We start from the raw sequence: 20,878 nt of genomic DNA on the forward strand, positions 1-20,878 counted from the left end.
GGCGTCGTAGGCTCGTCCGGTGACCACCGACGTTCTCGAGCCCCTGTCCTTCCCCACTGACGCCGCGGGCTGGCTGACCCTCGCCACCGATCGCGCGGCCGAACGCATCGCCCGTGTGGCCGAGCTGGACGACCGGCTCAAGGCGGGGCCCGAGCTGTCGACGGTCGAGCGGCTCGAGCTGTGGAACGACGCGGAGATCGCGCTGTCCGAAGCGCTGAGCGCGGCCTACCTGCTCAGCGAGGCGCACCCTGATGAGGCCGTGCGCGACGCGGCCGAGGCGCAGGTGCAGGCGGTGGAGGCTCTCAGCAGCGCCCGCCTGCTCGACCGCGAACTCTGGGCTGTCTTCGCCGACGCCGACCCCGCCGGACTCGACGACGACGCCGCCCGGCTGCTGTCGCACCTCCTGCGCGACTTCCGTCGCGGCGGAGTGGACCTCGATGACGAGACGCGGGAGCGGGTGCGTGCGCTCACCGAGCGCGACACGGAGCTGTCGCTCGAGTTCTCACGGAACGTGCGTGACGGCCGCCGCGAGGTCCGCGTGCCGGCGGCCGGGCTCGCCGGTCTGCCGCAGGACTTCATCGACGCGCATCCCGCCGATGCGGACGGCACCGTCACCCTCACCACCGACTACACCGACCTCATGCCGGTGCGCGAGTACGCCGCCGACCGCGCGACCCGCGTCGCGCTTCTCAGCGCCTACAACGACCTCGCATGGCCCGACAACGACCGTGTGCTCGCTGAGCTGCTTCAGGTGCGCGAGGAGCGCGCGCGGCTGCTCGGCTTCACCGACTGGGCCGACTACGAGACCGAGACCCGCATGATCGGCTCGGGTGCCGAGATCCCAGCATTCCTCTCCCGATTGGATGCCGCGTCCGCCGCCGCGGCGGACGCCGAGCACTCCCGGCTGCAGGAGCGGCTGCGCCGCGACGTCGCCGATGCCGACGTCGTGACGATCGCGGACTACTGGTACCTGCTCGGCGCGCTGAAGCGCGAGGAGTACGACGTAGACGCGCAGTTGGTGCGGTCCTACTTCCCCTTCGAGCGCGTGAAGCCGGGAGTCCTCGACGTGACCGCGCGGCTGCTCGGCGTCGAGTACCGGCCCGTCGACGTGCCGACCTGGCACGAGGACGTGTCGAGCTACGACGTGCTGCGCGACGGCGAGCGGATCGGCCGGATCCACCTCGACCTGCACCCGCGCGCCGGGAAGTTCAACCACGCGGCGTGCTTCCCGCTCGTGCCCGGCGTCTCCGGCCGCTCGCTCCCCGAAGCGGTGCTGCTGTGCAACTTCTCTCGCGGGCTGCTCGAGCATGACGAGGTCGTGACGTTCTTCCACGAGTTCGGACACCTCGTGCACGACATCCTCGGCGCCGATCAGCGCTGGGTGCGCTTCAGTGGCGTCGCGACCGAGTGGGACTTCGTCGAGGCGCCGAGCCAGCTGCTCGAGGAGTGGGCGTGGGACGCCGAGGTGCTGCGGTCGTTCACCGCGAACGCCGACGGCGAGCCGATCCCCGGCGAGCTCGTCGAGAAGATGCGCGTCGCCGACGCGTTCGGGCGCGCGCTCGAAGTGCGGCGCCAGCTCGGTCACGCGAACGTCTCGTACCACCTGCACGTCGACCGTCCGGGCGACCTCCAGGCCGAGACCGAGCGCCTCTACGCCGCCACGAGTCCCGTCCAGCCGTTGCCGGGGCTGCACCCGTACGCCGGCTTCGGTCATCTCACCGGGTACGGCGCCTGCTACTACACGTACCAGTGGAGCCTCGTGATCGCCCGCGACCTGCTGTCGGGGTTCGACAAGGGCCTCATGGACGGCGAGACGGCGCACCGCTACCGGCGCGAGATCCTCGAGCCCGGCGGGTCGCGTGACGCCCGCGAACTGGTGCAGTCCTTCCTGGGCCGCGAGTACTCCTTCGAGGCCTACCGGGAGTGGCTCGCGGGGGCCTGAAGCCGCGGTATCCGGGCACTTGTCACGGCCCCGCGAATCGCCCGCGCGGCGTCGTGTCCGCTGTCCACAGGTTCGTCCTCCGCGCATGCCCGACACACAGGTCGGCGGGGTAGTCTTCACCTGCCCGAGCCGCAGTTCGCTGCGCCCAGAACCCTGGTGTCGTCGAGGGCGTCGTCTCCGCCCCTCGCCGCTGTCGGATGCACCCTCCGCCGGGACGAGGAACGCGGGTCTGCGCCGCCCCATCCCCCCGATGCGCTCGCCGACCCCCGATCCCCGTAGAAGCGGAGACAGCCGATGTCCGACAATCCCTCGCCCACGCGTCATGACGCAGCCGAAGACACCAGCACCCACCCGTTCGACCGCCTGATGGGCAGCTCCGGCAGCGCGCCGGCGGCCAACGCCGACGCCGCGTTCACCACCGCCTTCCGCGGCTACGACAAGGACGAGGTCGACGCGATGATCGCGGGCCTCAACGCCCGTGTCCGTGCCGCCACCGAGCAGGTGACGCTGCTCAAGCAGAACCAGCGTCGCGCCAGCGCGGCGGTGTCGCAGAGCCGCGAGAAGGCCGACCGCCTTGAGAGCGAGCTGGCCGCCGCGAACTCCCAGCGGCAGGAGGCGCTCGAGCGCCTCGAGGCCGAGGCGGCGGGCTCCCGCGACCGCGACGCCGTCGCGCGGCTCGAGGCGGAGCTCGCGGCGCTCCAGGCCAAGCTCGCGAACTCCGAGCACCGCGTCCAGGCGCTCACGGAGGAGCTGGTCAGCGCGACCGAGGAGTCGGCATCGCCCAACCGCCCGCAGTTCGAGGAGATCCTCCGCGTCGCCGAGGAGCAGGCGAGCGTCGTGCTGCGCAACGCGACGGTGCAGGGCGAGCGACTGCTCGGAGCCGCCCACGAAGACATCGCCAACCGCCGCAAGGACGCCAAGGTCGAAGCCGACGCGATCATCTCGCAGGCCCAGCACGAGGCGCAGCAGGCGCGACTGCGCATCGAGACCGAGCTCACCGCACACCAGACGCGCATCGAGCGCGAGACGGCGCATGCGGCCGAGAAGATCTCGCAGGCCGAGCGCGAAGCGGCCGCGATCCGCTCCGAGGCCGAGAAGGGCGTCGCGACGCTGCGGTCGATGGTCGCCCGCGAGACGGCGCACGCCCGGTCCGAGGCGGAGGAGGCGGTGCGCGAGCTGCGCGTGCGCGCCCTCGAGTTCGAGGCATCCCTCACCCGCCGTCAGGACGACGCCCAGCAGGAGTTCCTCGTGCTGCACAATCAGGCCGTCGCACACGCCGAGCGCATCACGCAGGACGCAAACGACCAGGTGGCCGCGTCGCTCGAGCACGCCCAGCGCGTGTCGGCGAAGGCCGACGACTTCGAGCGGCTCGTGCGGGCCCAGGCTCAGCAGGTCGAGGCCGACGCGAACGTCCGCGCCCGCGAGCAGCTGGACCAGGCCCGTGCCAAGGCGCAGCAGATCATCGACCTGGTGACGAACCACTCGCAGGCCGTGCTCCGCGACGCGGAGGACCGCACCCGCCAGCTGCGCTGGCAGCAGCACCAGCTGACCAGCTTCATGGCGGAGGTCAAGGACCTCATCCGGCCCGCCGCGCCGGTCGACTTCTCGGCGCCCGACGCCGTGGCCGACCCCCTCGAGGACGCCGCGCCCATCGAGCACGTGGTGCACGCAGAAGACGTCGACGCCGAGCACGGCGAGAACGCGGCGCCGGTCGCCGAAGGCGACCCCTCCGCTGAGGGCGAGCAGGCGGGCGAGGGCGGGCAGGCGGAGCCGACGGACGACTCCGCGGAGTCCGCCGAGGACGCGGAGCAGCAGCCGGAGGAGCAGCACTCGGACGACGAGGCCGAGCAGCCCGCCGACGCCTGACCCGCCGAGTACGCGAAGGGCAGGATCCGCCGTGGCGGATCCTGCCCCTTCTTCGTCCCCGGGCGGGGTCGCGGTCAGTCGCGCGTGGTCTCGCGCGCGATCGCGGCCAGAAAGGCGTCGATGTCGTTCTCGGACGTGTCGAACGAGCACATCCAGCGCACCTCGTTCTTCGCGGCATCCCAGTCGTAGAAGCGGAAGGACTCGCGGAGCCGGTCGGCGACGCCGTCGGGCAGCGTCGCGAAGACGCCGTTCGCCTGCGTCGGCTGCGTGAAGGCCACCCCGCGGATGGTGCCGTCGGCGAGTCCGGCCTCGACGCCGGAGCGCAGGCGCTGCGCCATCGCGTTCGAGTGGGAGGCGTTGCGGTGCCACAGGTCGCCGTCGAGCAGCGCGACGAGCTGCGCCGAGACGAACCGCATCTTCGACGACAGCTGCATGTCGAGCTTGCGGAGGTAGGTCAGACCCTGGGATGCCTCGGGGTTCAGCACGACGATCGCCTCGCCGAGCATCGCCCCGTTCTTCGTGCCGCCCAAGCTCAGCACGTCGACGCCGGCGTCGCGGGTGAAGTCGCGGAAGGGCACGCCCAGCGAGGCGGCCGCGTTCGAGAGGCGCGATCCGTCCATGTGCAGCCGCATGCCGTGGCCGTGCACGTGGTCGGCGATCGTGCGGATCTCCTCTACCGAGTACAGCGTGCCGAGCTCGGTCGACTGGGTGATCGAGACCACGAGGGGCTGGGCCCGGTGCTCGTCGCCCCAGCCCCACGCCTCGCGGTCGATGAGCTCGGGAGTGAGCTTGCCGTCGTCGGTCGGGACGCTCAGGATCTTGATCCCGCCGACGCGCTCGGGCGCGCCGCCCTCGTCGACGTTGATGTGCGCGGTCGTCGCCGAGATCACGGCGCCCCAGCGGGGCAGCATCGACTGAAGCCCGACGACGTTCGCTCCGGTGCCGTTGAAGACCGGGTACGCCTCGACCCCGTCGCCGAAGTGGCGGGCCATCACGGACTGCAGCCGCTCGGTGTAGACGTCCTCGCCGTACGCGACCTGGTGGCCGTCGTTCGCGGCCGCGATCGCCGCCAGCACCTCGGGGTGGATGCCGGAGTAGTTGTCGGATGCGAAGCCGCGGAGGTTCGGGTCGTGGATCGTCGTCACGATGTTCCAATCTAGCTGCGTGCCGCAGCTCAGGAGGAGGTGTCGGGTGGGGAGGCGGCCGCCGCGACTTCCCGCGGGCGGGACGAGGGGCGCTCGGCTCTGGTCCTGAGAACGGTACGCGCAGCGCACGGCAGCTCGGCCCGCGCCCGGGTCAGAGCGAGGGGTCGGTCAGTTCGACGATCGTGTCGTTGACGTCCGCCGCCTCGCTGGCCCAGAGGTCGGCGAACCGCTGTGCGAGCGCCTCTTCGAGGCCGTCGAGACTCTTGACCCGGAAGACGACGGATGCCGCGGCCAGCGGCGCTGCGGCATCCCGGGCGCCCTTCGCGAAGCCCTGCGCGACCGCGCGCGCCCAGGCCTCCGTGGCCGCCTTGACCGCGGCGTAGTTGGCGCCGCCGGCGAGCGGGCGGGCGACGGCGGTCGAGGACACGACCGCCAGGCGCGCGGCATCCGATGCACGGAGGTCGGCGTCGAAGGCACGGCTGACGTGGCGCAGGGCGGTGAACGATGCCTCGAGCGCGCGGTAGTCCTCGTCGGTCTGCCCGGCGAGTCCGCCGCCGCCGCGCCAGCCCCCGACGAGGTGGAGCACCCCGTCGACCGGTCCGTCGGCCGCATGGACGCGGCCGGCCAGTGCGGCGACGTCGTCCTCGTCGGTCAGGTCGCACACCTCGGTGCGGAGGCCGGGCACCGCGGCCGAGAGCTCGTCGAGCTTCTCGGCGTCGCGGCCGACCGCGACGACCCGCGCCCCGGCCGAAGCCAGGACGCGGGCGGCCGCGAGACCCGAGGCGCTGGTGGCGCCGGCGATCAGGACGAGCCGACCGTCCACGTTGCTCTCAGGCATCGGCGGCGACGATCCCGGCGGTCGACTCGATGACCGGCTTCATCTTCTTGCCGAGCGCCTCGAAGAACATCGACAGCGGGAACTCGTCGTCCATGACGGCGTCGGTGTATCCCTTCGGCGCGCCGGCGAGGATCTCGTCGGGGAGGCCGCGGGCCCAGGCCGATGCCGGGTTCGGCGTGAGCGTTCCGCGCACGAGGTCGTAGGCGGCCAGCCAGTGCGCCGTCTTGGGCCGGTCGATCGAGCGCCAGTAGAGCTCGTCGATCGCGTCGGCGAGCGCGACGACCGCGGCCGGCACCTCGTCCCAGTCGAAGGCGAGGGCGGTGTCGGTCCAGTGCAGCACGCCGCGCTGATGCAGCCACGCGAACAGCAGCTGCCCGCCGAGCCCGTCGTAGTTGCGCACGCGCGACCCGGTGATCGCGAACCGGAAGATGCGGTCGAAGATCACGGCGTACTGCACGAGCACGGCGTGCTCGAGCATCTCGGCCTCGGCGGCATCCAGCGTCGCGCCGGCGTCGACGCGCGCACGGAGGCGCTTCGTGATCGCGACGCACTCGCGGAAGGCCGTCAGGTCGCAGCGCAGCTCCTCGAGCGAGTACAGGAAGTACGGCATCCGCTGCTTGATCATGAAGGGATCGAACGGCAGGTCGCCGCGCATGTGCGTGCGGTCGTGGATGATGTCCCACATCACGAACGTCTTCTCGGTCAGCGCCTGATCGTCGAGCATGCGCGCGGCGTCGGCGGGGAGGTCGAGCTTCGTGATCTCGGCCGCGGCGCGCACGACGCGTCGGTAGCGCGCGGCCTCGCGGTCCTGGAAGATCGCGCCCCACGTGAACGACGGAATCTCGCGCATCGCGACCGTCTCGGGGAAGAGCACGGCGCTGTTGGTGTCGTACCCCGGCGTGAAGTCGAGGAACCGCAGCGACACGAACAGCTTGTTCGTGTACTCGGTCTCGAGCTCGGCGATGAACTCCGGCCAGATGACCTCGACGAGGACGGCCTCGACATGACGGTCGGAGGAGCCGTTCTGCGTGTACATCGGGAAGACGACGAGGTGACGGATGCCGTCGACCCGGTGCTGCTGCGGCTGGAAGGCCACGAGCGAGTCGAGGAAGTCGGGAACGCCGAAGTCCTCGCCCATCCAGCGCTCGAAATCGCGGACGGATGCCTCGAGGTAGGCGGCGTCGTGAGGGAAACGGGGCGCGAGCTCGGTGATCGACGCGATGATCGCGGAGACGTGCTCGCGCGCCTGCGGGTGGGCCGCGGCATCCGGAATCGAACCGTCCTTGATCTGCAGGGACTGCAGAGCGGTCGCGGCGGCCTTGAGCGAGATCCACGCGGGCGACGTCTCGACGCCACGGGCGTCCTCGACGACCTCGGGTTCGCCGACGATGGCCTGCGGTGCAGAAGTCGGGCTGGTGGGCATGGTGAACCTCCGATCGGTCGAGTAGGACATCCGCAATTGTACGGGAGAACTTCCGGCGTTTCAGCCGCACGACCGGAAACATTCCTGTGGTGGTGGGCCGTGATTGGTATTGTCGACGCATGCTCAGCTCCGACGCCCAGCCCGAGCCGGCGGCAACGGTCGACGACCCGATCGACGCGGTCATCGTGCGGGAGGTGTCGCTCAACGCACGGGCCACGCTCGCGGAGCTCTCGGCGGCGGCGGGGCTGTCGGTGTCGGCCGTGCAGACGCGGCTGCGCCGGCTCGAGTCGCGCGGCGTGATCACCGGCTACCGGGCGGTCATCGACGCGGAGGCGGTCGGCAAGCCGCTGTCGGCCTTCGTCGAGATCACGCCCCTCGATCCGGCGCAGCCCGACAACGCGCCCGAGATGCTCGAGCACCTGACAGAGATCGAGGCGTGCCACTCCATCGCGGGCGACGCGAGTTACATCCTGTTCGTGCGCGTGAGCACGCCGAGGCACCTGGAGTCGCTGATCCGCGACATCCGCCTCGCCGCCTCGGTGAACACGCGCACCACCGTCGTGCTGCAGACGTTCTACGAGAACCGGCCCATCTTTCCGGCCTGACCCGGCGGTCGGGCGGGTACGCTCGGGCCCGTGGAGGGGTCCAGCGAAGTCGGCGCGCACGCGCGGGGGCGCGGCGTGCTCGTCGTGCGCAACGCGCAGTCCGGCACGGCGGTCGTCCGGGCCGACCCAGCGGAGGTGTTCGCCACGCGACTGCCGGAGGCGGACGTGCACGAGCTCGCCGAGGGCGAGGAGCTCGACGACGTCGTCGCCGCGGCCATGGCCTCCGATCGGCCGCCCGAGGTGCTCGGCGTGTACGGCGGTGACGGGTCGGTGTCGCGCATGGCGCACCTCGCCCGTCGCCATGATCGACCGCTGCTCGCGCTGCCCGGCGGCACCTTCAACCACTTCGCGCGGGCGCTCGGCCTCACCGACGTCGAGGCGGCGATCGACGCGCTGGAGGCGGGGTCGACGGTGCCGGTGGGCGTGGTCGACGCGATCGCCGACGACGACGAGGCGGTGACCGTGCTCAACGTGGTGTCGGTCGGCGCCTACCCCGAGCTGATCGGAGAGCGCGAACGCCGCAGCAGCCTCGGCAAGTGGCTGGGCGGTGTGGCCGCGACCTGGGCGGCGCTGCGCAGCACCGAGCCGCTCACCATCGTCGTCGGCGGCAAGCGCGCGCGAGTGTGGTCGGTCTTCGTGAGCGTCGGCCGGAACGACCCCGAGCGCGTCGCCACGATGCAGCGCCAGGCGGCGGAGGCGTCGGTGCTCGACGTGCGCATCCACCACTCTCGCGGGTCGCGCGTGCGCGCGCTCGCCTCACTCGCCTTCGGCAAGCGCACCGCCGCGGTGCTGCGGGCGGTGGGCCTGTTCCCCCGTGACGCCGACATCGAGCGGCTGGTGGTGCGCGAGCTCGAGCTGAGGGTCACGCCGCAGCCGGGGCGCCCGTCGGTCTTCGTCCACGACGGCGAGCTCGAGGAGCGCGATCCGGGCGGCTTCCGCCTGCGGTGTGCGGTGGTGCCCGATGCGCTGCGGGTGTACGCCCTGCGCGTGTAGGGGCGTTTCGTCTCGTCGCTTCGCGTCGCACCCCCGGGTCGTTGAGCGAGCGAAGCTCCCCCCGGGTCGTTGAGCGAGCGAAGCGAGACGAAACGCTCTGCGCTGATGAGGGGCGTTTCGTCTCGTCGCTTCGCTTCTCGCTCAACGACCCGGTGGTCGCACCCCCGGGTCGTTGAGCGAGCGAAGCGAGTCGAAACGCGCCCCGTTCCGCGTCAGTCGTGCTGCGGGAAGCCCAGGTTCAGACCGCCGTGCGACGGGTCGAGCCAGCGCGAGGTGATCGCCTTCTCGGCCGTGAAGAAGTCGAACCCGTGGGGGCCGTACGCCTTAGCGTCGCCGAACAGCGAGGCCTTCCAGCCGCCGAACGAGTGGTACGCGACCGGCACCGGGATCGGCACGTTGATGCCGATCATGCCGACCTGCGCCTCGCGCTGGAAGCGCCGGGCGGCGCCGCCGTCGTTGGTGAAGATCGCCGTGCCGTTGCCGTAGAGGCTCGAGTTGATGATGTCGAGACCGTCCTCGTAGCCCTCGACGCGCACGACCGAGAGCACCGGGCCGAAGATCTCGTCGGTGTACACCGTCGACGAGGTGGGCACCTTGTCGATGAGGGTCGGTCCGAGCCAGAACCCGTTCTCGTCGCCGTCGATCTCGGCGTCGCGGCCGTCGACGACGACCGTCGCGCCATCGGTTCCGGCCACGTCGATGTACGACGTCACCTTGTCGCGGTGCTGACCGGTGATGAGCGGGCCCATGTCGCAGCCCTTCATGCCGTCGCCGGTGCGCAGCGTCGCCATGCGCTCGGACACCTTCTGCACGAACTCGTCGGCGATCGTGTCCACGGCGAGGACGACCGAGATCGCCATGCAGCGCTCGCCCGCCGAGCCGAAGCCCGCGTTCACGGCGGCGTCGGCGGCGAGGTCGAGATCGGCGTCGGGGAGGATCAGCATGTGGTTCTTCGCGCCACCGAGGGCCTGGACCCGCTTGCCGTGCCCGGTCGCCGTCTCGTAGACGTACTTCGCGATCGGCGTCGAGCCGACGAAGGAGATGGCCCGCACGTCGGGGTGCTCGAGGAGGGCGTCGACCGCCTCCTTGTCGCCGTGGACGACATTGAGCACGCCGTCGGGGAGCCCGGCCTCCTTGAGGAGCGCCGCCAGCCAGTTGGCCGCGGTCGGGTCCTTCTCGGACGGCTTGAGGATGACGGCGTTGCCGGCGGCCAGCGCGATGGAGAAGAACCACAGCGGCACCATCGCCGGGAAGTTGAACGGGCTGATGATGCCCACGACGCCGAGCGGCTGGCGCAGCGTGTAGACGTCGATGCCCGTCGAGACGTTCTCGGAGTACGCACCCTTCGTCAGGTGGCCGAGCCCGCACGCGAACTCGACGACCTCCATGCCGCGCGCGATCTCGCCGAGCGCGTCGGAGAGCACCTTGCCGTGCTCGGCCGTCAGGATCTCGGCCAGCTCGCCCTTGCGGGCGTTGAGGAGCTCGCGGAAGGCGAAGAGGACCGTCTGCCGCTTGGAGATGGAGGCGTCGCGCCACTGCGCCCACGCCTCGGATGCGACGTCGACCGCGGCTCCGACATCCGCCGTCGATGCGAACCGCACCTGCTTCTGCACCGTGCCGAACGCGGGGTTGTAGACCTGGCCGGTCCGCTCGGACTCGCCGGCCCAGGCCGCCCCGCCCACCCAGTGCTCGAGGATCGTGGTGGTGGACTGGTCGGTCCGCTCCAGGGTCGTTGTGTCGGTCATCGTGTTCCTGCCCTTCATTGGGAAGCCCTCCTCGTGAGAGGACGCGCACGCGTCAGAAGAGGTCTTCTTCGACGCTCGTCAAGGCTTCATCGTAAATCGTCATGGCCTGGGATACCTCCGTGTCGGTGACGACGCAGGGTGGCACGACGTGGATCCGGTTGTCGGCAGCGAAGGGAAGCAGTCCCCGCGACGACAGCTGCTTCTTGAGCTTGCCGATCACATCGGCGCCCACCGGCTCGCGGCTCTCGCGGTCGGTCACGAGCTCGATGGCCCAGAAGACGCCCTCGCCGCGCACCTCCCCGATGAGCGGGTGCTTGGCCGCCAGCTCCTGCAGTCCGGGGCCGATGACGTCGGCGCCGACGCGCCGGGCGTTCTCGACGATGCCCTCGCTCTCCATCGCGTCGATGGAGGCGATGATGGATGCCGCGGCCAGCGGGTGCCCGGAATACGTGAGCCCGCCCGGGAAGACGCGCTCGTCGAACGTGGCTGAGATCGCGTCCGAGATGATGACGCCGCCCACCGGCACGTATCCGGAGTTGACGCCCTTCGCGAAGGTGATGAGGTCGGGCACGACGTCGTGGCCGTCGAAGGCGAACCAGCGGCCGGTGCGGCCGAACCCGGCCATCACCTCGTCGAGGATCAGCACGATCCCGTACCGATCGCACAGATCGCGCACGCCGGCGAGGTAGCCGGGCGGCGGCAGGAGGATGCCGGCGGTGCCGGGTATGGACTCGAGGAGGATCGCGGCGATCGTGGTCGCGCCCTCCGACTGGATGACGCGCTCGAGGTGGTGCAGCGCTCGCGCCGACTCCTCCTCGGGCGTCGTGGCCCAGAACTCGCTGCGGTAGAGGTAGGGGCCGAAGAAGTGCGCGTGGCCGCGGGCGTACTGGTTCGGCGCCCGCCGCCAGTCGCCGGTCGCGACGATCGCCGCGCCGGTGTTGCCGTGATACGAGCGGTAGGTCGACAGCACCGTGTCGCGGCCGGTGTGGAGCCGCGCCATGCGGATGGCGTTCTCGTTCGCGTCGGCGCCGCCGTTGGTGAAGAAGACCTTCGCGAACCCGTCCGGTGCCTTCGACAGGATGCGCTGCGCCGCCTGCCCGCGCGCGAGGTTCGCGGTCGCGGGGCCGATCGTCGCGAGCTCGGCTGCCTGCTGCTGGATGGCCGCGACGACGGCGGGATGCTGGTGCCCGATGTTCACGTTGACCAGCTGGCTCGCGAAGTCGAGCATCCGATTGCCGGCGTGGTCCCACACGACGGTGCCCGACCCGCCCGCGATGACGGGGAGGTCGAGCCCGGCCTGCGCCGACCACGAATGGAACACGTGCTCGCGGTCGAGCTGCTTCGCCGTGGCGTCGAGGTCGTCGGACATCGTGTGCTCCTCGGGATCGGTGGATTTCGTCTCCTCGCTACGCTCGTCGCTCAACGACCGGGGGTCAACCGACGATCCCGGTCGTTGAGCGAGCGAAGCGATACGAAACGTCCGGGCGCGGCTAGTTGCCGCCCTCCTGCAGCTCGACGTCGATCGGCGTGAACGACTCGCCGGTCAGGTCGATGCCGTCGGCCTCGAGTTCGTCCAGCGCCTGCTGGATGTACTCGTTCGACCAGGCGGTCGCCGGCGGCTCCTCAGTGATGAGGTGGGCGCCGGTCTCGTTGACGGCCGAGAGGGCGCCGTCCACGGTCCGCTGCCACGCGGTCTCATCGATGATGCCGATGCCTTCAGCCGACGGCCAGATGAGCTTGTTGATCTCGTTCATCATCCACAGCTCGTGGCTCGGACCCCACGCCGAGCCGTTCGCGAGGGTGATCTCAGCGGCCTCTTCGGGGTTGTCGCGCGCGAACGCCCAGCCCTTGACGACCGCCTTGAGGAAGGCGACGGTCGTGTCGGCGTACTCCTCGTCGCTGTCGAGCCGGGCGGTGTCGGCCCAGATCGCATCCTGCAGCATCGCTCCGACGGTGTCCTCGTAGCTGATGACGTTGAAGTCCTCCGGCTGGTACAGCTCGCCGGTGTCGGGGTTCACCGTCTCGAGCAGCTGCGCGTACTCGTTGTAGGTCATCGCCTGCGCGGCGTCGATGTCGCCCTGCAGGAACGCGTTCATGTTGAAGTCCTGCGTGATGATCTGCACAGTGGTCGAGTCGAGTCCCTCCGCCGCCATCGCCGCGAAGATCTCCCACTCGTTGCCGAAGCCCCACGAGCCGATGGTCTTGCCCTCGAAGTCGGCCACCGAGTCGATGCCGGAGTCGGCCCACGACACCTGCAGCGTCCCCGAGCGCTGGAAGATCTGGGCGATGTCGGTGAGGTTGGCGCCTGCCTCGATCGAGCCGAGCACCTTGGGAACCCACGCGATCGCGTAGTCGACGTCGCCGTTGGCGAGCGCATCCTGCGGGACGATGTCACCTCCCGACGGGATGATCTCGACGTCCAGGCCCTCCTCCTCGAAGTAGCCCTGGTCGATGGCGGCGAAGTAGCCGGCGAACTGGGCCTGCGGCAGCCACTGGAGCTGGAGCTTGACCGGGGTGAGCTCGCCGCCGCCTTCCGGATCGCCGCCCTCGTCAGGGCTGTTCCCGCCGCCGGAGCATCCGGCGAGCAGGAGCACGGCCGACAGGGCGAACGCGCCTGTCGCGAGCGCGCGACGTGTGCTGTGTCTCATGTCGTTCCTTTCCGTCCCCTCACGGGGATTGGCTGCAGTGGTGCATGGCCGGCCTCGCAGGGCGAGGACGTCGGGCGAGGCGGCGCATCATCGCGCGCCCCCGGTCGGGATGCGGCGGAGGACGAGCCACTCGAGGAGTGCCGTCGCGAGGTAGAAGACGAGGCCGAGCGCGATCGCCGCTGCGACATACGCCCACGCCCGGGCGTAGGCGCTGGTGGCGGCGGAGGTGGCGATGAAGGTGCCGAGGCCTCCGCGCGGACCGCCGAAGTACTCGGCGACGAGCGCGGAGATCACGGCGAGCGAGCTCGCGATGCGGATGCCGGTCATCAGGTACGGCACGGCGGTGGGCAGCGTGACCAGACGGAAGGTCTGAGACCCGGATGCCGCGTAGACCTGCATCAGGTCGCGATGGACCGGCCGGGTCTGGCGGAGCCCGCGCAGGGTGTTGATGAACACCGGCACGAAGGCCGCGAGCGCGGCGATCGCCTGCCGGCCGAACTGGCTGTCGGCGCCGAACATGGAGTTGAGCACGGGCGCCAGCGCCACGATCGGCACCACAGCGAGCGAGGCCACGATCGGCGCCGACATCCCGTCGACTGCGCGCCAGCGCGCCGCGAGCGCCGCGAGCAGGATCGCGAGGAGGGTGCCCACGACGAGACCGAGGAGCGCGTTCGCTCCGGTGACGAGCGTCGCCTGCAGGATGGCGGGCCAGAACTCGACGAGCTGCTGCAGGATCGCCGCCGGGCTCGGCAGCAGGTAGTCGGAGACGCCGACGACGGTCACCAGGAACTGCCACAGGGCGAGCCCGAGCAGACCGACCGCGATGGGCGCGATGACGCGCAGGCGGCGTTCGGCGGCCGGACTCCATCCCGCCCGTGGCGTCTGCCGCACGGTGGTCATCGCTCCGCCGCTCCGCGCGCCGCGGGCGCCGGGGCGCCGTGCAGGGCCTCCCGCACGGCGGTGACCTTGGCGAAGAATGCCGGCGTCTCACGCAGCGAGTCGTCGCGCGCAGCATCCGCTCCGAAGCCGGTGACGATGACGTCGGTGATCCGTCCCGGCCGCGGCGACATCACCACGACCCGATCCGACAGGAAGACCGCCTCCGGGATCGAATGGGTCACGAACACCACCGCGGCGCCGGTCTCGGCCGCGATCCGCGAGAGCTCCGCCTGCATGCGCTCGCGGGTCATCTCGTCGAGCGCGCCGAAGGGCTCGTCCATGAGGAGCAGCCGTGGTCGCTCGGCGAGCGCGCGGGCGATCGCCACGCGCTGCTGCATGCCGCCGGAGAGCTGATCCGGATGCCGGTCGGCGAAGTCCGAGAGCCCCACGAGGTCGGCGAGCATGGCCACGCGCTGCTTGCGCTCGGCGGCCCCGACACCGTGCAGCTCGAGCGGCAGCGCGATGTTCGCGGCGACCGTCCGCCACGGCAGGAGGCCGGCCTGTTGGAAGGCGATGCCGTAGTCCTGGTCGCGACGGGCCCGATCGGCCGGCTTGCCGAACACCTCGACCGTGCCCGACGTCGCGGCGTCGAGGTCGGCGATCAGCCGGAGCAGCGTCGACTTGCCGCAGCCCGACGGCCCGATGAGCGACACGAACTCGCCCTCCGCGACGGTGAGCTCGATGCCGTCCAGAGCCATCACGTCGCCGGCCTTCGACGGGAACACCTTCGAGGCCCCGCGCACGCTCACCGCGGCCGCCCGCATCACGGGCTCCGTGCTCGTCGCCGTATCGGTCATCAGGCCGCCTCTCCGCGTCGGTAGTCCTTCAGGAACACGCCCAGCAGCGCCACCGACCCGGCGGCGACCAGCCCGAGCGCGATCGCGCCGAAGATCGGTCCCCACGCTTTCGCGGGATCGCCCGACGCCTGGCCGGCGAACTGGATCAGCAGTCGCCCGATGCCGCCCTGCAGCCCCGTCGAGACCTCCGCGACGACCGCGCCGATGACGGCGTTCGCTGCGCCGAGCCGCAGCGCGGGGAGCAGGTAGGGGACGGATGCCGGCAGCCGGAGCTTCACGAGCGTGGGCCAGTACCCCGCCGCATAGGTGCGCATGAGCTCGGTGTGGATGCGGTCGGGCGACTGCAGCCCGCGCAGGGCTCCCACCGCGATCGGGAAGAAGGCGAGGTAGGAAGCGATGAGTGCGACCGACATCCAGTCCTGCCACTCCCAGCCGCCGATCTCCACCCGCGATCCCCAACTCTTGACGACCGGCGCGAACGCGATGAGCGGCACGGTCTGGCTGAGGATGATCCAGGGGAGCAGGCCCCACTCGGCGAGACGCCAGCGCTGCATGAGCAGGGCGAACGCGAAACCGACGATCATGCCGACGACCCAGCCGACGGCGGCGATGCCGAGGGTCGTGAGCGCCCCCAGCGCGATGACGCCCCACAGCGGCGGCGAGCCCTCCTGGCGGGTCACCGGCTCGAACAGCCGGCCCGCCATGACCCAGACGTGCGGCATCGCGAGATCGGTCGTGCGCGGCAGGATGCGCAGCCCGGCGACGATCACGCCGTCCTCGGGTGCCAGCCACTTGTACAGCTCCCAGAGGATGACGACCGCCGAGACGCCGACGATCCCCCACAGCCACGCGAGGCCGCCGTGACGCGAGCGCGGCCGCGGAGCACGCGCCGGGTGGGCGGGGTCGCCGGGTGCGGCGACCTCCGAGTCGAGCCCGGCGGTCGTCGTCATGCCTTCGCCGTGACGTGGGACGAGAGTGCGGGGATGACGGTCTCGCCGTACACCCGCATCGTCTCCTCCTTGTTGTCGTGCTGGAGGTAGCCGGCGAACTGCGTCACGCCGAGCGCGCGCAGCTGCTCGAGCTTCGCGATGTGCTCTTCGGCCGTGCCGAGGATGCAGAACCGGTCGACGATCTCGTCGGGCACGAAGTCGACGTGGTCGTTGTCGGCCTTGCCGTGGGTGTTGTAGTCGTAGCCCTGGCGCCCGGCGATGTAGTCCGTGAGCGCGTCGGGGACGGCGCCGTGCTCGCCGTACTTCGCCACGATGTCGGCGACGTGGTTGCCCACCATGCCCCCGAACCAGCGGCACTGGTCGCGCATGTGCTGCGTGTCGTCGCCGATGTACATCGGGGCGGCGACGCAGAACGAGATCGCATCGGGATCGCGCCCGGCGGCGGCCGCGGCATCCCGAACCGTCTTGATCATCCATGCCGCGATGTCGACGTCCGCGAGCTGCAGGATGAAGCCGTCGCCGACCTCGCCCGTGAGCTTGAGCGCGAGCGGGCCGTAGGCGGCGACCCAGACCTCGAGCTCCGAGCCGCGACTCCACGGGAACTGCAGCGTCGCGCCCTTGTACTCGACGGGGCGCGAGTTCGCCAGCTCGCGGATCACGTGGATGGACTCGCGAAGCTCGGCCATCGACACCGGCTTGCCGTTGGTCACGCGGACCGCCGAGTCGCCCCGGCCGATGCCGCACACGGTGCGGTTGCCGTACAGCTCGTTGAGGGTGGCGAAGACCGACGCCGTGACCGTCCAGTCGCGGGTCGCGGGATTCGTCACGAAGGGCCCGACGGTCACGCGCTTCGTCGCGTTGAGGATCGCCGAGTGGATGACGTACGGCTCCTGCCACAGCAGGTGCGAGTCGAACGTCCACACGTGGCTGAAGCCGTGGGCCTCGGCGAGCTGTGCGAGCTGCACCGTGCGCGCGGCGGGCGGGTTGGTCTGGAGGACGACTCCGAAGTCCATGTCAGGCCTTTCGGTCGTTGAGCGAGGGAGCGAGACGAGAAGCGGATTCGTCAGATGAGGTACTGCGAAAGGCCGCGCTTGAGGAACCGGCCGTCGCCCTTGGCGCCCAGGTACACGCCGCCGTCGACGACGACCTTTCCGCGCGAGATCACGGTGTCGACGTGCCCGTCGATCTCGAATCCCTCCCACGCGGAGTGGTCCATGTTCATGTGATGGGATGCCGCGGAGATCGTCGTGTGACCGTTGGGGTCGTAGATCACCACGTCGCCGTCGGCGCCGGGCTGGATCACGCCCTTCCGGCCATACAGGCCGAACATGCGGGCGGGCGTCGTGCTGGTGAGCTCCACCCAGCGTTCGAGGGTGATCTTGCCGGTCACCACGCCCTGGTACATGAGGTCCATGCGGTGCTCGACCGAGCCGATGCCGTTGGGGATCGCGCGGAAGTCGTCGAGCCCGAGATCTTTCTGGCCCTTCATGCAGAACGGGCAGTGGTCGGTGGACACCATCTGGATGTCGTTCGTGCGCAGCGCCTGCCACATGTGGTGCTGGTGGCCCTCTCCGCGGCTGCGCAGGGGCGTCGAGCAGACCCATTTCGCGCCCTCGAACTGGCCCCACTCCGCGCTGAACCCGCCCAGCTGCTCCTCGAGCGACAGGTACAGGTACTGCGGGCAGGTCTCGCCGAAGACGTTCCAGCCCTGGTCGCGCGCCCAGGCGATCTGGTCGACCGCCTGCTTGGCGCTGACGTGCACGGTGTACAGCGGCGCCCCCGTGAGGTTCGCGAGCATGATCGCGCGGTGGGTCGCCTCCTCCTCCATCTGCCAGGCGCGGGCGATGCCGTGGTAGTACGGCGCCTTCTTGCCGGCCTCGGCGAGCTGGGCGGCCAGCACGTCGATGGCGGGTCCGTTCTCGGCGTGCATCATGGTGAGCAGTCCGGTCTCGGCTGACACCTGCATGGCCTTCAGGACCTGCGCGTCGTCGGAGTAGAAGACGCCCGGGTAGGCCATGAAGAGCTTGAAGCTCGAGACGCCCTCGTCGAGCAGGCCGCGCATGGCGGCGAGCGAGTCGTCGTCGACGCCGCCCACGATCTGGTGGAACCCGTAGTCGATCGCGCAGTTCCCGGCCGCCTTCTCGTGCCATGCGGCCAGCCCGTCCTGCACGCGCTCGCCGTAGCGCTGCACCGCGAAGTCGATGATCGAGGTCGTGCCGCCCCACGCGGCCGCGCGGGTGCCGGTCTCGAACGTGTCGGAGGCGGCGGTTCCGCCGAAGGGCAGCTCCATGTGGGTGTGCGCGTCGATGCCGCCCGGGATGACGTACTTGCCGGTGGCGTCGACGACGGTGTCGACCGAGGCGGCCAGGTCGGTGCCGAGCAGCTGCGAACCCGGCGCCAGCACGGCCGCGATCGTCTCGCCGTCGATGAGCACGTCGGCTTCGCCGCGGCCCGTGGCCGAGACGACGGTGCCGCCCGTGATGAGGGTCGTTGTCATTCTGAGATGCCTCCGATATCGGTCGTTGAGCGAGGAGCGAAGCGACGAGACGAAACGCCTGCAGCCCGCGGGACCGTTTCGTCTCGCTTCGCTCGCTCAACGAGCGGGGTAGTGGTCACGGCTTCGGGATCCGGGTGTAGGAGTCGGGCCGGCGGTCGCGGTAGAACTGCCAGTCGTCGCGCATCTCCTGGACCATGTTCAGGTCGAGGTCGCGCACGAGCAGCTCCTCGCTGTCGCCCGAGCCGCGCTCGCCGACGAAGTTGCCGCGCGGGTCGATCACCTGGCTCGTGCCGTAGAAGTCCACGGCGAGGTCGCCGTACTCGTTGTCCTCGCGACCCACGCGGTTCGGCTGCAGCACGAAGTAGCCGTTCGCCACGGCCGCTGCAGGCCCTTCGACCTCCCACAGCCGATTCGAGAGGCCGGGTTTGGTCGCGTTCGGGTTGAAGACCATGTGCGCGTCGGCGAGGCCCAGCTCGCGCCATCCCTCGGGGAAGTGCCGGTCGTAGCAGATGTACATCCCGACGCGTCCGACCGCGGTCTCGAAGACCGGATAGCCGAGGTTGCCCGGACGGAAGTAGAACTTCTCCCAGAACCGGTCGAGGTGCGGCAGGTGGTGCTTGCGGTATTTGCCGAGGATCGTGCCGTCGGCATCCACGAGCACCGACGTGTTGTAGTACACCCCGGTCTCGGCCTCCTCGTAGATCGGGAGCACCATGACCGTGCCGAGCTCCTTCGCGATCGACGCGAAGCGCTGCACGATCGGGCCGTCCGCAGGCTCGGCGAAGCGGTAGTACTTCTTGTCCTGCGTGATGCCGAAGTACGGGCCGTAGAACAGCTCCTGGAAGCACACGACCTGCGCACCCTGGGCCGCGGCATCCCTCGCGAATCCTTCGTGCTTGTCGAGCATCGACTCCTTGTCACCCGTCCAGGTGGTCTGCGAGATGGCCGCTCGTACCGTCGTCATGTTGTCTCCGTCCGTGCTCGATCGAGGTCCCTCGGGCTGGGACCGACGGGGTGCGACCAGAGGAGCTCCCTCGCCCCCGATCCTGTCGACTCGACGTTTCCCGTCGGTTTCGCCCTGTGACGCGACAGTAAAGCCTTGCGCCCGCGCGACGCAATGGTCGGCTGGGCAGACCATAGGAACTCCGGGTTCCGCGAGCCGGTACATCTCGCGACGGATGGGCGGGTCGGGTGGTTACATCCCGGGACGGATGCCGCGGCATCCGCTCTCGCGTACCGTGAAACGGTGTTCCGCAGCCTGAAGCCGTACCAGATCGTCGTCGACGTGGTCGTGGCAGGGCTGTTCGCACTCGTGGTCTTGCCCCTCGAGATCCAGTTCGCGCAGCCGCTCGGGGACTACTCCCTCATGCTGCTGTCGTCGGTGATCATGACGCTCCTGCTGGCCGTGGCGCTGGCCGTCCGCCGACTCGCCCCGGGCCTCGCGCTCGGCGTGGCGTGGCTGGCGGCGATCGTGCAGATGTCGTTCGTCCGGCCGCCGGGCATCGCCGACCTGGCGATCTTCGCCGTGCTCTACGCGACGGCGGCGTACGGCACGCAGCTGGTGTTCTGGCTCGGGTTCGCGTCGTCGTTCCTGGGCGCCGTCGTCATCACGGTGTACCTCGTGGTCGGGCCGTACTTCGGCTCGGGGAGCGGTGTGACCTGGAGCACGATCCCCATCGCCCTCGCGGTGCTGGTCGCCGCGGTTTTCGCCCTGCTGCTGTCGTGGACGGTCGGCGCGCTCGTGCGCACCTCGCTGCGCGCCCGCGAGACCCGGCGCGCCCAGCAGCGCGCCGAGGCGGAGGCGGTCGTCGAGCAGGAGCGCGTGCGCATCGCGCGCGACATGCACGACGTCGTCGCCCACTCGCTCGCGGTCGTGATCGCCCAGGCCGACGGCGCGCGGTACACACTCATGGCTGCGCAGACCGGTGATGGAGACGCGAAGACACTGTCCGATCCCGGCGTCGCCACGGCGGCCCTCGGCACGATCTCGACGACCGCCCGCACCGCCCTCGCCGATGTGCGACTTCTGCTCACGCAGCTCCGCCACAGCCAGGCTGACGGCCCGCAGCCGACCCTCGCCGACCTCGAGGCCCTCTACGCCCAGGTGCGCGCCGCCGGGATCGACCTGCGCGTCGACGTCGACCCGATGCCGGCCGGCGACCCGCCCGCCGGGGTGCAGCTCGCGGTGTACCGGATCCTGCAGGAGGCCCTCACCAACGCGCTGCGGCACGGCGACGGCGGAGGTGTCGACGTGCGGCTCGCGTGGCACCCTGACCGTGTGGACCTCGAGGTCGGCAACCCCGTCTCCGGCGCGGGGGCGGCGCCGACGCCGGGGCACGGTGTCATCGGCATGCGGGAACGCGCCCAGCTCGTCGGCGGCAGCCTCACGGCGTCGGCCGAGGGCGACCGGTTCGTCGTGCGCGCGTCGCTCCCGATCGGGGTCGCCGCATGAGAGGCCGCGCGGACGTAACGGCGGAGATCGTCGACGAC

General features: G+C 70.5%; 17 protein-coding genes. 5 read left to right on the plus strand and 12 right to left on the minus strand.

Annotated features, from left to right (window positions below):
• Nucleotides 1-19 precede the first annotated feature (19 nt).
• Both JX005_RS14735 and JX005_RS14740 read left to right on the plus strand, forming a co-directional pair.
• Nucleotides 20-1,942, plus strand: a complete 1,923-nt coding sequence (locus JX005_RS14735) for a M3 family metallopeptidase (protein ID WP_214468356.1) — start codon at nucleotides 20-22, stop codon at nucleotides 1,940-1,942.
• A gap of 294 nt (nucleotides 1,943-2,236) precedes the next feature.
• A complete protein-coding gene (locus tag JX005_RS14740) occupies nucleotides 2,237-3,808 on the plus strand; it encodes a coiled-coil domain-containing protein (RefSeq protein WP_214468357.1) in 1,572 nt (523 codons plus the stop codon).
• Between the two features lie 74 nt (nucleotides 3,809-3,882).
• Here the strand turns inward: JX005_RS14740 and JX005_RS14745 are convergent, their stop codons facing one another.
• The 3 genes from JX005_RS14745 to JX005_RS14755 form a co-directional block, all read right to left on the minus strand.
• Nucleotides 3,883-4,953, minus strand: a complete 1,071-nt coding sequence (locus JX005_RS14745; protein ID WP_214468358.1) for a threonine aldolase family protein — start codon at nucleotides 4,951-4,953, stop codon at nucleotides 3,883-3,885.
• A 151-nt stretch (nucleotides 4,954-5,104) separates the two neighbouring features.
• Nucleotides 5,105-5,791, minus strand: a complete 687-nt coding sequence (locus JX005_RS14750) for an SDR family NAD(P)-dependent oxidoreductase (RefSeq protein WP_214468359.1) — start codon at nucleotides 5,789-5,791, stop codon at nucleotides 5,105-5,107.
• Nucleotides 5,784-7,214, minus strand: coding sequence for a DUF6421 family protein (locus tag JX005_RS14755; protein ID WP_214468377.1), 1,431 nt, complete (start codon nucleotides 7,212-7,214; stop codon nucleotides 5,784-5,786). The genes JX005_RS14750 and JX005_RS14755 overlap by 8 nt, the downstream gene beginning before the upstream one ends.
• A 119-nt stretch (nucleotides 7,215-7,333) precedes the next feature.
• Here JX005_RS14755 and JX005_RS14760 point away from each other — a divergent pair, with 119 nt between their 5' ends.
• Nucleotides 7,334-7,819, plus strand: coding sequence for an Lrp/AsnC family transcriptional regulator (locus JX005_RS14760; RefSeq protein ID WP_214468360.1), 486 nt, complete (start codon nucleotides 7,334-7,336; stop codon nucleotides 7,817-7,819).
• A gap of 30 nt (nucleotides 7,820-7,849) precedes the next feature.
• On the plus strand, nucleotides 7,850-8,812 hold the full coding sequence (locus JX005_RS14765; protein WP_307858606.1) for a diacylglycerol/lipid kinase family protein: 963 nt from the start codon (nucleotides 7,850-7,852) through the stop codon (nucleotides 8,810-8,812).
• A gap of 212 nt (nucleotides 8,813-9,024) precedes the next feature.
• Here the strand turns inward: JX005_RS14765 and JX005_RS14770 are convergent, their stop codons facing one another.
• The 9 genes from JX005_RS14770 to JX005_RS14810 form a co-directional block, all read right to left on the minus strand.
• A complete protein-coding gene (locus JX005_RS14770) occupies nucleotides 9,025-10,557 on the minus strand; it encodes a CoA-acylating methylmalonate-semialdehyde dehydrogenase (RefSeq protein ID WP_214468361.1) in 1,533 nt (510 codons plus the stop codon).
• A 52-nt stretch (nucleotides 10,558-10,609) separates the two neighbouring features.
• Nucleotides 10,610-11,926, minus strand: coding sequence for an aspartate aminotransferase family protein (locus tag JX005_RS14775; protein ID WP_214468362.1), 1,317 nt, complete (start codon nucleotides 11,924-11,926; stop codon nucleotides 10,610-10,612).
• Nucleotides 11,927-12,047: 121 nt separating this feature from the next.
• Entirely contained in the window at nucleotides 12,048-13,205 is a 1,158-nt protein-coding gene (locus JX005_RS14780) for an ABC transporter substrate-binding protein (RefSeq protein WP_214468363.1), read from the minus strand.
• Nucleotides 13,206-13,292: 87 nt separating this feature from the next.
• Entirely contained in the window at nucleotides 13,293-14,105 is an 813-nt protein-coding gene (locus JX005_RS14785) for an ABC transporter permease (RefSeq protein WP_214468364.1), read from the minus strand.
• Nucleotides 14,102-14,941 carry an ABC transporter ATP-binding protein gene (locus tag JX005_RS14790; protein ID WP_214468365.1) on the minus strand — a complete coding sequence of 280 codons (840 nt, stop codon included), beginning with the start codon at nucleotides 14,939-14,941 and terminating at the stop codon, nucleotides 14,102-14,104. Before JX005_RS14790 ends, JX005_RS14785 begins: the two co-directional genes overlap by 4 nt.
• A complete protein-coding gene (locus JX005_RS14795; RefSeq protein WP_246534031.1) occupies nucleotides 14,941-15,891 on the minus strand; it encodes an ABC transporter permease in 951 nt (316 codons plus the stop codon). The genes JX005_RS14790 and JX005_RS14795 overlap by 1 nt, the downstream gene beginning before the upstream one ends.
• Nucleotides 15,888-16,904: a TIGR03842 family LLM class F420-dependent oxidoreductase gene (locus JX005_RS14800; RefSeq protein WP_214468366.1), complete on the minus strand. Its 1,017-nt coding sequence runs from the start codon at nucleotides 16,902-16,904 to the stop codon at nucleotides 15,888-15,890. The genes JX005_RS14795 and JX005_RS14800 overlap by 4 nt, the downstream gene beginning before the upstream one ends.
• Before the next feature lie 50 nt (nucleotides 16,905-16,954).
• Nucleotides 16,955-18,388: a dihydropyrimidinase gene (gene hydA, locus JX005_RS14805; protein WP_214468367.1), complete on the minus strand. Its 1,434-nt coding sequence runs from the start codon at nucleotides 18,386-18,388 to the stop codon at nucleotides 16,955-16,957.
• A 115-nt stretch (nucleotides 18,389-18,503) separates the two neighbouring features.
• Nucleotides 18,504-19,352, minus strand: coding sequence for a nitrilase-related carbon-nitrogen hydrolase (locus JX005_RS14810; protein WP_214468368.1), 849 nt, complete (start codon nucleotides 19,350-19,352; stop codon nucleotides 18,504-18,506).
• Between the two features lie 282 nt (nucleotides 19,353-19,634).
• Between JX005_RS14810 and JX005_RS14815 the strand changes: the two genes are divergently transcribed.
• A complete protein-coding gene (locus JX005_RS14815) occupies nucleotides 19,635-20,840 on the plus strand; it encodes a sensor histidine kinase (protein ID WP_214468369.1) in 1,206 nt (401 codons plus the stop codon).
• The last annotated feature ends 38 nt before the right edge of the window (nucleotides 20,841-20,878 follow it).

The organism is Microbacterium flavescens (assembly GCF_018588945.1).
Classification (GTDB): Bacteria; Actinomycetota; Actinomycetes; order Actinomycetales; family Microbacteriaceae; genus Microbacterium; species Microbacterium flavescens.